The sequence below is a fragment of the Piscinibacter defluvii genome, assembly GCF_004011805.1.
In the GTDB taxonomy this organism is placed as follows: domain Bacteria; phylum Pseudomonadota; class Gammaproteobacteria; order Burkholderiales; family Burkholderiaceae_C; genus Piscinibacter; species Piscinibacter defluvii.
In genome coordinates this window covers 553,867-567,228 of sequence record NZ_RCHJ01000003.1, presented here as the reverse complement: position 1 = coordinate 567,228, position 13,362 = coordinate 553,867, and the positions used below count along the sequence as shown (strand labels likewise).

Below are 13,362 nucleotides of genomic sequence, written 5' to 3'. Positions count from 1 at the left end.
ACGAGGTTCACCATGCACAGATACTCCATCTTCACCGTCACTCGCGCGCTTGCGGCCGCCGCCGTCATGGTCGGTTCCCCGATCTTCGCAGCGGCTCAACACCAGATGGCGCAAGGCGCGCCCGCTGGCGCCAGCACGACCGAGCCGGCCCGGCCCGCGGCTCTCACGCGAGAGCAGGTCCGCGCGGAGGTCGAGAAGGCGATGCGGGACGGCACGTGGCGCTGCCGGACCAGCAGTCGCGGCTGGTGCTCGAACGAACCCGTGGCGACCGCCAAGCCCGACGCAGACAAGCGCCCGTAAGCACGGCAGGGGCTGCAGCGTGACTACACGCCGGCACGTCCTGGTGCTCGCCGCATCGGCGACGTCGCTGGCGCTCCTGGGTTGCGCCAGTACGGAGCCAGATGTCAGCCGGCGCGGCGGCTCCTACTGCTACCGAAACGCCCGGAAACGTCCGATCGTCTGCACGTCGGACTCGACCCCCGGCCTCGAAGTCGAAGCCGAGGCCAAACGCTTCGAGGCGGACCCCGATGCGTTGACCATCTACGTGGTACGCAGCGGTTGGGGAGACACACGCCACCTCGTTACAGTGTCGGTAGATGACTCGCGCCCCATCGAGACCGTGCCCCAATCCATGGTCCGGATGCGACTCCGAGCTGGCGCTCATCGCATCGTCTTTGACTTCGAGCGGGATCATGGCGCCATCGAGGTCACCGGCGACCTCGGCCAGGTCAGCTTCATCCGGCTTGCAGGGGACTTCTGGGTCTGGGGTGGTTCCTTTGGTTGGTCGCGGGAGGACGAAGAGATCACGAAGCGGCGCGCACGCCGAACGAGACTCGTCGGCGATCTGCGGATTCTGTAGCCATGGCATTGGGGTCCAACGATGACTCGGTCCTCTTGCCCAATGCCGGCACCCGCAGTCAAGCGGTCGCGCGCCCGCGTCGTCCCGCCCGCAGCCCGGTCGTACCGCGGCGGCTTTTCCCAGTCGCTCCCACAGGACGCCTCTCCCGTTCGCTTCGTTCCTGCGCCAGCGAGTCGATGATCGGGCAATCGGGCCGGTCGTCACCATGGCAGCAATGCACGAGGTGCTCGAGCGTCGCTTTCATGGACTGGAGTTCCTCGAGCTTCTCGTCCAGCTCTTCGATGTGGGCCAGCGCCAGCGCGCGCACCTGGCGGCTCGGACGCTTGCGGTCCTGCCACAGCCCGAGCAACTCGCGGATCTGCTCGATGGAGAAGCCCAGGTCTCGTGACTGCCGGACGAAGCGCAGCGTGCTGACCTCCTTGTCCGTGTATTGGCGGTAGCCGGACTCGGTTCGCGCCGCTTCCGGAAACAACCCGACGCTCTCGTAGTGGCGAATCATCTTCGCCGAGACGCCCGAGGCCTTCGCTGCTTCGCCGATGTTCATGCTCATCTGGTGCTCCCTGACACGGCCACGGATTGCGATTGCTCCGGGCGCTGCGCGGTCGGCGCGTCAGCGGCACCGTGCCAGCGCCGCAACGTCAATGCATTGACCACGACGCTCACGCTGCTGAAGGCCATCGCCGCTCCCGCGATGACGGGATTCAGCATGCCCAGCGCGGCCAGCGGGATACCCAGCACGTTGTAGCCGAAGGCCCAGAACAAGCCCTGCTTGATCTTGGAGTAGGTGCGGCGCGAAATGTCCAGCGAGTCCGCCACGAGCCGCGGGTCGCCACGCATGAGCGTGATGCCGGCGGTCTCGGTCGCCACGTCCGCGCCACCTGCCATCGCATACGACACCGAAGCTGCGGCGAGTGCGGGGCCGTCGTTCAGGCCATCGCCGACGAACGCGACCACGGCGCCGGCATCGCGCAGTTCCTTCACGATGGCCGCCTTGTCACCAGGCAGAACTTCGGCACGAACCTCGTCGATGCCAAGCTCTTTCGCGACGGCCTCGGCCGCGCCTCGGTTGTCACCGGTCAGCATGACCGTTTTGATGCCCAACTGGTGGAGCCGCGCCACCGCGGCAGCGGCGGTGTGCTTGATGGTGTCTCCGAACGCCAGCAGACCCAACAGGCGCCATTGGTTGCCATCCGACCCGACCAGCCATGAGACCGTCCTGCCCTGCCCTTCGAGCCGCTGGGCGTCGACCAGCAGATTGCCCTCGGTCAGCTGGAACTCGCGCAGCATCCGCGTGCTGCCGAGGGCCAGTTTCTGGCCTCGAACAGTGCCTTCGACACCGCGACCGGGAAGCGCCCTCGCATCGTGGGCCTCCGGGACCGGCAGTCGCTCCTCGCGCACCTTGTCCATCACCGCCATCGCCAGCGGATGGCTGCTCGACTTCTGGAGCGCGGCCGCAAGGCGAAGCACCTCGTCACGACTCGAACCGTCGGCCGCCGCCACCGCCGCGAGCGAAGGCTTGCCTTCGGTGAGCGTGCCAGTCTTGTCGAAGGCGACCACGGTGACCGCATGCGCGACCTCCAGCGCTTCGGCGTCCTTGATGAGGATGCCGTGTCGCGCGGCAACCCCGGTGCCGGCCATGATGGCTGTCGGCGTCGCCAGACCCAGCGCACAGGGGCACGCGATGACCAGCACGGCCACCGCGTTGATGAGCGCGTGTTCCCAGTCTCCCGTGTAGACCGCCCAACCGACGAAGGTGGCCAGCGCGATGACGAGGACGACCGGGACGAACACCGCGCTCACGCGGTCCACGATGCGCTGGATGGGTGCCTTCGCCGCCTGGGCCGACTCAACCATCCGGATGATGCGAGCCAGCGTCGTCTCCGCACCGATGGCCGTCGTGCGAACGGTCAGCGCGCCTTCGGCGTTGATGGCGCCGCCGGTGACCTTGTCTCCGGGGGCCTTGGGCACCGGCAGGCTCTCGCCGGTGATGAGCGACTCGTCGATGTGGCTGCGCCCTTCGACGATCTCGCCGTCGACGGCGACGCGGTCACCCGGCCGGATGACGACGATGTCGCCCACGATAACTTGCTCCACCGGAATGTCGACTTCCTCGCCATCCCGGCGGACCCGCGCAGTGGTCGGTCGCAACGCGTTCAGCGCGCGGATGGCGTCGGCGGTTTGCCGCTTGGCCCGGTGCTCCAGCCACTTTCCCAGCAGGACCAGCGTGATGACGGCCGCCGAAGCCTCGAAGTAGAGGTGCGGCATGCCGTGCCCGGCGTGCTTGAAGAGCAGGTAGACGGACAGTCCGTAGGCGGCGGAGGTGCCGAGCGCCACCAGCAGGTCCATGTTCCCGGTCTTGGCGAGCACGGCCTTCCAGCCGGCTCGGTAGAAGCGCCAACCCAGCCAGAACTGAACCGGCGTGGCCAGCGCCAGTTGTACCCAGCCGCCCAGCATCCATTCGATGCCGAAGAGCGACAGCAGCATCGGGGCGACGAGCGGCAGGGTCAGCACAGCGCTAGCCGCCACTGGCCACCAGACCGGCAGTCGATTGGCTGGCTTGGGCTTCTCGTCCTGAAGGTCCTTCGCCGCGTAACCGGCCTTCTCGATGGCCGCCTTCAACGCCGAAACCGGCACGGTCGATAGCGCCTGGATGGTTGCCTTCTCGGTCGCCAGGTTGACGGTGGCGCCGGAGACGCCGGGTACCTTGCGGAGCGCTTTCTCCACACGCGTGACGCAGGACGCGCAAGTCATGCCTTCCACCAGCAGCGTTGTCTCGGTGGTCGCCACGTCGTAGCCGGCCTTGCGGACGGCCGCCGCCAGCGAATCCGCCGTCACGGAAGCATCGGCGTTGACAGACGCCTCCTCCGTCGCCAGGTTGACGCTCGCCTCCTTGACGCCCGGAACCGCCTTGAGCGTCTTCTCGACGCGCGTGACGCACGAGGCGCAGGTCATCCCGGTGACCTGGAGCTTGATTCCGAGTGGATTGGACAGTGCAGCGGTGCTCATGAGTGCCTCGATATGCCGTTCAGTGTCTGCGCATCGTCAAGGTTCCAACAATGGAAATGTCAAGAGTATCGTTGGCTTCTGCCTGCAGCTAAAGGGGTCTCTCCACATCATCGCTTGACCTTACAACGATGGAAAGGTCGACAGTATGCCCGTCAGCAACCCGACCCCACTGGAGATAGCGATGATCACCTTCGAAGTCAACGACATGACCTGCGGCCACTGCGTCAGCACCATCACCAAGGCGTTGAAGGCCACGGACAAGGATGCCAAGGTCGCGATCGACCTGGCCTCGCACCGTGTGCAGGTGGAGCCGGCCTCGGCCGACGCCGAGGAACTGGCCGACGCCATCAAGGACGCGGGCTACACGCCGGTGCCCGCGCAGGCCAGTCCGGCCGCTCCTGCCAAGTCAGCAGGATCATGCTGCGGCGGCTGCCACTGAGCGTTTTGGCCAAGTGAGCGGAGGCCTGCAGGCCCCGCTCTTGCAGCACGCGGAACCTCCAGTCGCGCGATGCAGTCGTCCACATTCGCGCTGCATGACGCACAGACGGGACTGGCGTTGGCATCGACGGCACGCGTTGAGCGCCGCCAGTCGAGGGTGCCAAATCGTTGTGCCGATCGGGCTCGCCGTTGCACGGTGCAGTTGGAGCCAGTCTAGAATCAGAGAATGCGTCGTTGGGTGTTCGCTTTTCTGTTGTTCGTCGTGCCGTTCCAGTTGGTCTGGGGCGCGGCGGCACCGTACTGCGCGCACGAAACCGGTGTCTCGACCAAGAAGCACTTCGGCCACCATGAACACAAGCATCAGGCCGATGGCGAGATCGCCTCGGCCGCCCAAGATGCTGACGACAATGCGGGCGCATATCACACCGACTGCGAAACCTGCCATCTGGGCTGTTCCGCGTTCATGCCTGCGGCAACCTCCGCTGTCGACGCTCTGCCGCATGGCGACGCCATGAGGCAGCCAGAACCTCGTTACGACTCCCACATTCCGGCCAGCCCCCTGCGCCCGGATCGAGCCCACTCCACCCCTGCCGCGCGATCCGGCGGCGACGTGGTGATGGTCTCGCTCGCGGACTGACTGACAACATCTCCACATCGCCGGCGAATCGCTTCTGTCGTGAGACCAGAAGGATGATTCGATGCGATTCCCACTCCTGGCGCTGGCCTTCGTGCTGGCTGCCTCGACCGTTCCCGCGAGTGCGCAGACCGCGGGCTCGGGCCCGCTGACGCTTACGGAGGCGCTGCGGCTGGCAGAAGCCGCCAGCCCCGCCGTGCGTGCGCGCGAGGCCCAGTTGGTGGCCGCCGAAGGCTCCCGCCGCGAAGCCGCGTCACTGCTCTTCAACAACCCCGAGCTCAGCGTGGAGCGGACGCGACGCAGCGCCGCGACTCCAGATGGCAACGCCCGCGAGTGGGGCCTGGGCATCGCGCAGCCGATCGAGATTGGTGGCCAGCAGGCGCGCCGCCGCGAGGCCGCGTCCGCATCGCTGGAGGCCTTGCGCGCCGAGATCGAAGATGCGCGGCGCCAGGCACGCGCCGAAGCGTCGCTGCGATTCCATGCCGTGCTTGCCGCGCAGCGGCGGGTGCGGCTCGAACAGCGTTCGGTCGAGCTGTTCGACGGCACTGCGCAGGCCGTCGCCAGGCGGCGCAGCGCGGGCGAGGACACCCGCCTGGATGCCAACGTCGCCCTGATCGAGGCCGAACGCGCCCGCAATGCGCTGGCGGTGTCGCAAGAGCATCTGCAGGACACCAAGGCCGACCTCGCCACAGCCCTGCAGTTGCCGCCGTCCGCCGTGCCGGAGGTGATCGGCGACCTCGGCGTGCCGAATGGCGCGCCACTGCCCTATGGCCTCGATCAACTGCTCGCATCGGCGCAGGCCTTGCCCAGGCAGCGCGCGCTGGCTGCACGCGAAGACGCCGCCCGCGCACGGGTCGGCGTCGAGCGGGCCAGCCGCTACCCGGACGTGACGGTCGGGCTGAACGTCGGCCGCGAGGGTCCGGCCGACGGTCGCGAGCGCGTCACCACGCTGACCCTTTCCGTGCCGCTGCCGCTCTTCAAGCGCAACGACGCGGCCATCGGCCAGGCCATGAGCGATGCAACGCAGGCTGAAATCGAACGTGCCGCCGCGACGCGCGACGGCCAGGCCCAGGTGCGGCGCCTCTGGAGCCGGCTCGACAGCCAGCGCGAGCGCGTGGCGCGCCTGCAGCGCGCGATGGTCGCCGCCTCGGCCGACAACCAGCAACTCGCCGCGAAGTCGCGGCAGGCCGGCCAGATCGGCCTGCTCGATCAACTGCTCGTGAATCGCCAGGCCCTGGACGCCGAACGCGATCTGAACGACGCGCTGGCCGAATTCCACACCACCCGAATCGAACTCGAAAACGCGGCCGGCTGGTCGCGGGAAGGAACCTCGCAATGATCACGCTGCAAGACGACACAGGGCGTCCGAAGCGCCTGGCCGGGCTGGCGACCAAAGTCGCCCTGGCACTGGCCGTCGCTGTCTCGCTCGCCGCCTGCGGCAAGGGCGGAGCCAAGGACGAGCATGCCGCTGAAGGCGACAAACATGCCGAGCATGCCGGCGAAAAGAAGGACGAGCACAAGGAAGGCTCAGAGGAACTGACCCTCACCGCCGAGGAGGCGGAACGCGCCGGCGTGAAGGTCGAAGCGATCAAGGCGGAAGCACTTGGCGAGACGCTTCAGGTCACCGCAACGATCCGGCCCGACCAGGACCGTCTGGCCCGTGTCGCACCCCGAATCGAAGGCCGCATCACTTCGGCCCCGGCGAAGCTGGGTGACCGCGTGCGCGCCGGGCAGACGCTGGCCACGCTCGACAGCGTCGATGTTGCTGAAGCTCATGCCACCTGGACCCAGGCCCAGGCCGAACTGCGGATCGCCGATGCCGACTTCAAGCGCGCCGAGTCGCTGAACGCGGAGGAAATCATCCCGCGCAAGGACTTCCTGCGCGCCCAGGCCGACCGCGACAAGGCGACCGCCGCCGTGCGCAACGCCGCCGATCGGCTGCGGCTGCTCGGTGGCGCACAGGCGGCCAGCGGCAGCGGCGTTGCCGGCTTTGCCGTCACGGCGCCGTTTGCAGGCACCGTGATCGAGAAGAAGGTGACGCTGGGCGAACTGGGCAGCCCGAGCGAGGCGATGTTCACGATCGCCGACCTCAGCCGCGTCTGGATCCAGGCTGATCTGCCCGAAGCCGCGCTGGCCAAGGTCCGGATGGGCGCCAACGCCAAGGTGACGGTCCCGGCCTATCCTGGAGAAACCTTCAGCGGGCGTGTCGGCCACATCGGCGCGATGCTCGACAAGGACACCCGCACGATCGCGGCCCGCATCGAGGTCGCCAACGCGGACGGCCGCCTGAAGCCCGAGATGTTCGCCACCGCGACCATCGAGGCGGGCGGCGACAAGCGTGATGTCATCAGCTTGCCCGACGCGGCCATCGTGCTGCTCGAGGGCCAGCCGACCGTCTTCGTCTACGACCAGGGTGCGTACGAAGCGCGCCAGGTCGAGCCGGGTGAACGGGTGGGCGGCCGCACGCTGCTCAAGTCGGGCATCAAGGCTGGCGACCAGGTGGTCACTTCCGGGGCCTATGCGCTCAAGGCACGCAAGCTGAAATCCCAGCTCGGCCACGGGCATTGAGAAGGACCACGGACCATGCTCAATGCAATCGTTGATGCCAGCCTGCGCTACAAAGTGCTGGTGCTGGTGGCCTTCGCCGTGCTCATCGGCCTCGGGGCCATGGCCTACCGGCAGGTGCCGGTGGACGCCTTCCCCGACGTGACGCCGGCGCAGGTGAACATCTATACCGAGTCCCCCGGCGTCGCCGCCGAAGACATCGAAAAGCTGCTCACCGTTCCGATCGAAGCCGCGATGGCGGGCCTGGCGGACGTGGAAGTCGTCCGCTCGGTCTCGCTGTTCGGCCTGTCCTACGTCGGCGTGTACTTCAAGGACAGCGTCGACATCTACTTCGCGCGCCGTCTCGTGGGCGAGAAGCTGCAGGAGGTGAAAGGCCGCTTGCCCGCAGGCTACGGCGAACCCGAACTCGGCCCCAACAGCTCGGGCCTGGGCCAGGTGTTCTGGTACACGATCGAGGACGCCGACAAGAAGCTCAGTGCAATGGACCTGCGCACGCTGCAGGACTGGACGGTGCGGCTCATCCTGCGCACGGCCGCGGGTGTCGATGACGTGACGACCTGGGGCGGCCACGAAAAGCAGTACCAGGTGCAGATTGACCCGCGGCGACTGGTCAAGTACGGGCTGTCGTTCAAGGAAGTGATGGAGCGGCTCGCGGCCAACAACAAGCAGGTCGGCGGGCAGTTCCTGAACATCGGTGTCGAGCAGTACCTGGTGCGCGGTCTGGGGCTCGTCAGCAACGCCGCCGACATCGGCACCATCGTCGTGGCCGAGCGCAACGGCTCGCCGGTCTACGTGCGCGACGTGGCCGACGTGAAGGAGGCCCCGGCCGTGCGCTTCGGCGCAGTCACACGCAACGGCCAGGAGACGGTGCTCGGCATCGCGCTGGCGCGCATCCACGAGAACTCAGCCTCCGTGGTGAAGGCGGTCAAGGAGAAGCTCGCCATCGCGCAGGCCGCGCTGCCCAAGGGCATCGAGCTGAAGGCAGCCTACGACCGCACCGAGATCGTCGACAAGGCGCTGGCGACCTCGACCAACGCCCTCATCGAAGGCTCGATCCTGGTCGCGGTGATCCTGTTCCTGTTCCTCGGCGAGTTCCGTTCCGCGATCGTCGTGATCGTCACGCTGCCGCTGGCGATGCTGTTCGCGTTCATCTGCATGCAGCGCTTCGGCATGTCGGCCAACTTGATGTCGTTGGCCGGGCTGGCGATCGGCATCGGGATGATGGTCGACGGCGCGGTTGTGATGGTGGAGAACGCCTTCCGCCTGCTGGCGCATGCACGCGAGTCGGGCCGGCCGATCAACCGGACCCACGTGGTGCTCGAAGCGGCGCGCGAAGTGGCGAACCCGATCGCCTTCGCGATCATGATCATCATCGTCGTGTTCCTGCCGCTGTTCTCGCTGACGGGGCTGGAAGGCAAGCTGTTCAAGCCGATGGCACTGACCATCACGTTCGCGATGGCCGGCTCGCTGCTGCTGTCGCTCACGCTGGTGCCGGTGCTGGCGGCGCTGATCCTCAAGCCCAAGGAGGAGAAGGACACCTGGCTGGTGCGCGGCGCGAAGAAGCTCTACCTGCCGATGCTGGACTGGGCGCTCGACCGCAAGAAGACCGTCATCGGCGCGGCGGTCGCGCTGCTCGTCGGCGCCCTCGCCCTCTTCCCGCTGCTCGGCAAGGAGTTCATGCCGACGCTGCAGGAGGACGCGATCATGTTCCGCGTCGTCGGCATTCCCTCGACATCGCTCGAGGAATCGGTCCGCGTGGCCAACGTGATGGACGCCGCCCTGCGCAAGAAGTACCCGCAGGTGAACTCGGTGCTGGCCACCATCGGCCGCGCCGAGAAAGGCGAGACGGCCGATGTGAACTACATGGAAGTCCTGCTCGACATGAAGCCCAAGGACGAGTGGCCGACGAAACAGTCGTATGCCGCTCTCGGCCGGGAGATGCAGGAGTTCCTCGAAGGTGCGGTGCAGACCGCTGTCTTCGGCGCCACTCAGCCGATCCAGATGCGCGTCGAAGAGCTGATCTCCGGCGTGCGCGCGACGCTGGCGCTGAAGGTGTACGGCGAGGAGTTGGACAAGCTCGAAGAGTTGTCCGCGCAGCTCAAGGGCGTGGTCGGTGGTGTGCCCGGCGTGGCCGACTTGTCCGCGGAAGCCAACAAGGGCAAGCCGCAGATGGTCATCAAGGTGGACCGCCAGGCGGCGGCACGTTATGGCCTGAACGCCGACGACATCCTGGCCATCGTCCAGGCCGGCATCGGCGGCGAGACCGTCTCGACGCTGATCGAAGGCACACGCCGCTTCGACATTTCCGTACGGCTGCCGGAGGAGTTCCGCAACAGCCCATCGGCCATCGCCGCCATTCCCATCCGCACTTCCGAAGGCGCGATCGTGCCCTTCGCCCAGGTGGCGAAGATCGAGCTCGCCGAGGGCTACACCTTCGTGCGGCGCGAAGCGCTGCAGCGCTACGCCGTACTGCAGATGGACGTGCAGGGCCGCGACGTTGACAGCTTCGTCAAGGACGCGAACGCCGCGATCCAGGCGAAGGTGAAGATGCCCACCGGCTACTGGGTGGAATGGGGCGGCGCCTTCGAGAACCAGCAGCGTGCGATGGAACGCCTGGGCATCATCGTCCCGCTGACCATCGGCCTGATCTTCATCCTGCTGTACACGGCGTTCAACTCGGTGCGCCATGCCACGCTGATCATTGCAAACGTCCCGTTCGCGATCATCGGAGGCATCGTCGGGCTGTTCATCACCGGCCAGTACCTGTCGGTGCCGTCGGCCATCGGCTTCATCGCCGTGTTCGGGGTCGCGATGCTGAACGGCATCGTGCTGGTCTCGTTCCTCAACGACCAGCGCAAGCACGGCCTGTCGATCCGCGATGCCGTGCGCCAGGGCGCCGCGCTGCGCCTGCGGCCGGTGCTGATGACGGCCTCGGTGGCGATCCTCGGGCTCGTGCCGATGCTGATTTCCACCGGCGTCGGCGCCGAGACCCAGCGCCCGCTGGCCACCGTGGTGATCGGCGGCTTGATCACCTCGACGCTGCTGACGTTGCTGCTGCTGCCGCTGATCTACGAATGGTCGGAGTCGCGCGCCGAAGCCAAGCAGCGCGCGCGTGACGCGGCCGAAGAAGACGCCGAACAACCGCAAGCCGTCGCGCTACCGCAACCCACCCAGGAGACGCCATGAAGGAAATCAAGGCCTACGTGCATCGCAGCCGCATCGCCGACGTGATCGCGGCACTGAAGGACAGCCCGGCCTGGGGCGGCGCCCGCGGTGGCCGCCGCCACAACCTCGCCGTCTACATCGTCAAGGGCTCGCTGCTGCCTCTGGACAGCGACGAGAAGCACTATGCGATGGACCTCGGCGACGAAGTCGTCAACGAATACAAGCTGGAGTTGCTGTGCGAGGACAGCGAGGTCGAGGCCCTCTCGGCAGCGCTCACCGACGCCGCCCGCACTGGCCAGGCGATCGCCGGATGGATCACCGTCATCGATGTGGTCAGCGCGACGCCCATCCACTGACGCCCCCTTTTTCTTCCAACCCACCAAGGATTCACGATGAAGCACCTTCTCACGACCCTCCTGATCTCCGCCGCCGCCGCGGCAGCGCCCGCGTTCGCCGCCGAGGACCACGCGCCAAAGCATGGCGGCGTCGTCGTCGAAACCAAGGCCGGCGACATGGAACTCGTCGCCAAGGCGGACCTGATCGTCATCCACGTCAGCGACCACGGCAAGCCGATGAAGCTGACCAGCGCCACCGGCAAGGTCACGGTGTTCAACGGCAACGACAAGACCGAGGCGCCGCTGGCGCTGGCTGGCGACAAGCTCGAAGCCAAGGGCAGCTTCAAGGTCGGCGCCGGCACCAAGGTGCTGGCGGATGTGGCATTGAACGGGAAGCCAGCCGTGGCCGCGCGGTTCACGCTGAAGTAGGCGGCGTTCCCGAGCATTGGCGCTACGGCCCCACCGAGCCGCCCTGGCGGCGCTGCAGGCCAAGACATGAACTGATCACGAGAACCGAATGGTCTCGCGCAGACAACTTTTGCTGGGCGCCCTTGCCTCGTCTGGAGTCTTGGCAGGCTGTGCCACTGCCCCTGAGCAGAGCACAGGCGACAGCCGGACCTACTGCATGTCGACGCCACGCACGAAGCGCACGGTCTGCACGCCCGAGCCCGTACCCAGCGCCGCGATAGAGGCCGACGCCAAGCGTTTCGAGGCGACGCCCGGCGTACTCACGGTGTACGTGGTGCGATCAGCCTGGGTGGACGCGGTTCGGCCGCTGACCGTCAGCGTCGATGGAGACTCGCAGATCGGGACGCTGCCGCGTTCATTGATCCGACTTCGCTTGGCGCCGGGTGCGCATCAACTCGCGTTCGAGTGGAACGAGCGGGTCCACGGCTTCGATGTCAGAGGAGAGGCTGGGGAGCTGCGCATCGTCGAACTTGCGGGATCGTCGGTGCCACTGGATCGTCCCTACCACTGGTCAGACGCCGATCCCGCAGGAGCGAAGCTGCGCGCGCGCACGACAAGGCTGATCGCGGACGCGCAGTGGACCACCTCTGCACCGCGATGACACGGCGACCGGACTCAACTGAACCGAATGGGATATGACCATGAATCTCGTACGCAGACGCGCCCTGCTCTTCGCCGTGGGCGGCTCCGCGTTGCTGACGGCAGGCTGCATGACCAAGCCGGTGCGGCCCGCGAACGCCGACGGCACCTACTGCTTCCGCATCGGCAAGAGTTACCGCCCGACGCTCACCTGCACACCATCGGCTATCCCTTCGGAATCGATCGAGGCCGATGCGAAACGCTTTGAACCCGCACCCGGCAAGCTGACGGTCTACCTGGTTCGCAAACGCTGGGGCGATTCCAAGAACGTCGTGCGGGTCAGCAGCGATGGCGCTTCGTCCGTCGATACGGTGCCGGAGTCCTTCGCGCGCTGGCGCCTGTCTGCGGGCAGTCACCGCCTCGCCGTCACGTGGCCGGAGGGTTCTGCCACTCTGGACATCGCCGGCGCCGCGGGGGAAGTGGTCTTTGTCGAGGTGATCGGCAGCGTCTGGGTGTGGGGCAGCGACTATCGACTTGAACGCGGCGATGCCGCGGAGTCCCGCCAACGCGCGACGCCGCTGCGGCTCGTGGCCGATATCGGATGAGGAACGGCGCGTCGGGCGGCTGTCGGTTGCGTTCCCGCAATCCCTTCGATTCCCGTTCGAGGACTTGGCATGGGCCGAAAGTATCTCGACACCGATCTGGCCCAGACGATCGCCTGGCTGTGGCTGGGTTTTCTCGTCGCCGGTGTCGTTGCGTGGTTTGCCTACCGGTACTGGCGCAAGCGCCATCCGCCCCCGGTCCCCGAGCCCGAGCGCAGCTACAGCCAGCGCCTGGAACGGCGACTCGCGAAGAACCAGAGCGCCGCGAAGCGCAAGCGGCGAGGCGGCTCCGCCAAGAGCCCTCCACGCCGCCACGAATGAGGCCCGATGCTCAGCCGCCGGCCGTCAGCTCCATGCGCGCCCGACGCTGTTCGGGCGACTCGTTGCGCATCTCGTCGATGACCTGTTGGCGCGTCTTGGCCGGGCCGGCATTCTTGATCGGCAGGGGCGCACCGCGCTGGATCAGCGCCAGCGTGCCGTCCTTGCGCGCGGCCTCGAGTTCGGCCAGCACCTCGGCGCGTGCCTTGCCGTTCGTGGCGTGATCCGGGTGGTACGTGAACCCCGCCTCGCCGCCGGCGGCGTGATAGATCGACGCGGCCTGCGACAGACCGGGCAACGAGAGGGTGGAGATGGCGGCGACGGTGGCGAGGGCGAACTTGTCGAAGCGCATGGTGTCTATTCCTTGGCTGGGGGTTCCCGCAAGCAACCTGC

15 protein-coding genes are annotated in these 13,362 nt (G+C 67.1%); 12 read left to right on the top strand and 3 right to left on the bottom strand.

All coding sequences use genetic code 11. The annotated features are described in order from the left end of the window. Positions 1–12: 12 nt before the first annotated feature. The gene (locus D9C15_RS12175; protein WP_127997699.1) at positions 13–300 is read left to right on the top strand and encodes a hypothetical protein; all 288 of its coding nucleotides are present in this window, start codon (positions 13–15) and stop codon (positions 298–300) included. 19 nt (positions 301–319) lie between these two features. Next, a complete protein-coding gene (locus tag D9C15_RS12170; RefSeq protein WP_127997698.1) occupies positions 320–859 on the top strand; it encodes a hypothetical protein in 540 nt (179 codons plus the stop codon). A gap of 58 nt (positions 860–917) precedes the next feature. Here the strand turns inward: D9C15_RS12170 and cueR are convergent, their stop codons facing one another. Beyond that, positions 918–1,403, bottom strand: a complete 486-nt coding sequence (cueR, locus tag D9C15_RS12165) for a Cu(I)-responsive transcriptional regulator (RefSeq protein WP_127997824.1) — start codon at positions 1,401–1,403, stop codon at positions 918–920. A 2-nt stretch (positions 1,404–1,405) separates the two neighbouring features. After that, positions 1,406–3,865, bottom strand: coding sequence for a heavy metal translocating P-type ATPase (locus D9C15_RS12160; RefSeq protein ID WP_127997697.1), 2,460 nt, complete (start codon positions 3,863–3,865; stop codon positions 1,406–1,408). Positions 3,866–4,046: 181 nt separating this feature from the next. Here D9C15_RS12160 and D9C15_RS12155 point away from each other — a divergent pair, with 181 nt between their 5' ends. The 10 genes from D9C15_RS12155 to D9C15_RS12110 all read left to right on the top strand — a co-directional run bounded on the left by D9C15_RS12155 (position 4,047) and on the right by D9C15_RS12110 (position 12,972). Further along, a complete protein-coding gene (locus D9C15_RS12155) occupies positions 4,047–4,304 on the top strand; it encodes a heavy-metal-associated domain-containing protein (protein ID WP_127997696.1) in 258 nt (85 codons plus the stop codon). Positions 4,305–4,529: 225 nt separating this feature from the next. Then, positions 4,530–4,940: a cation efflux protein, CzcI family gene (czcI, locus tag D9C15_RS12150; RefSeq protein ID WP_127997695.1), complete on the top strand. Its 411-nt coding sequence runs from the start codon at positions 4,530–4,532 to the stop codon at positions 4,938–4,940. Between the two features lie 61 nt (positions 4,941–5,001). Continuing rightward, positions 5,002–6,276, top strand: coding sequence for a TolC family protein (locus D9C15_RS12145; RefSeq protein ID WP_127997694.1), 1,275 nt, complete (start codon positions 5,002–5,004; stop codon positions 6,274–6,276). After that, positions 6,273–7,505 carry an efflux RND transporter periplasmic adaptor subunit gene (locus D9C15_RS12140; protein WP_127997693.1) on the top strand — a complete coding sequence of 411 codons (1,233 nt, stop codon included), beginning with the start codon at positions 6,273–6,275 and terminating at the stop codon, positions 7,503–7,505. Before D9C15_RS12145 ends, D9C15_RS12140 begins: the two co-directional genes overlap by 4 nt. Before the next feature lie 15 nt (positions 7,506–7,520). Beyond that, complete coding sequence (locus D9C15_RS12135; RefSeq protein WP_127997692.1) at positions 7,521–10,688, top strand: efflux RND transporter permease subunit; 3,168 nt, start codon at positions 7,521–7,523, stop codon at positions 10,686–10,688. Further along, positions 10,685–11,023, top strand: coding sequence for a P-II family nitrogen regulator (locus D9C15_RS12130; RefSeq protein WP_127997691.1), 339 nt, complete (start codon positions 10,685–10,687; stop codon positions 11,021–11,023). Before D9C15_RS12135 ends, D9C15_RS12130 begins: the two co-directional genes overlap by 4 nt. 36 nt (positions 11,024–11,059) lie before the next feature. Then, positions 11,060–11,431, top strand: a complete 372-nt coding sequence (locus D9C15_RS12125; RefSeq protein WP_127997690.1) for a hypothetical protein — start codon at positions 11,060–11,062, stop codon at positions 11,429–11,431. A 196-nt stretch (positions 11,432–11,627) separates the two neighbouring features. After that, on the top strand, positions 11,628–12,071 hold the full coding sequence (locus D9C15_RS12120) for a hypothetical protein (RefSeq protein ID WP_127997689.1): 444 nt from the start codon (positions 11,628–11,630) through the stop codon (positions 12,069–12,071). Positions 12,072–12,111: 40 nt separating this feature from the next. Continuing rightward, a complete protein-coding gene (locus D9C15_RS12115) occupies positions 12,112–12,654 on the top strand; it encodes a hypothetical protein (protein WP_127997688.1) in 543 nt (180 codons plus the stop codon). A 69-nt stretch (positions 12,655–12,723) separates the two neighbouring features. Beyond that, on the top strand, positions 12,724–12,972 hold the full coding sequence (locus D9C15_RS12110; protein WP_127997687.1) for a cytochrome c oxidase subunit II: 249 nt from the start codon (positions 12,724–12,726) through the stop codon (positions 12,970–12,972). 10 nt (positions 12,973–12,982) lie between these two features. Here the strand turns inward: D9C15_RS12110 and D9C15_RS12105 are convergent, their stop codons facing one another. Beyond that, complete coding sequence (locus tag D9C15_RS12105; RefSeq protein ID WP_127997686.1) at positions 12,983–13,321, bottom strand: DUF4148 domain-containing protein; 339 nt, start codon at positions 13,319–13,321, stop codon at positions 12,983–12,985. Positions 13,322–13,362: the final 41 nt, after the last annotated feature.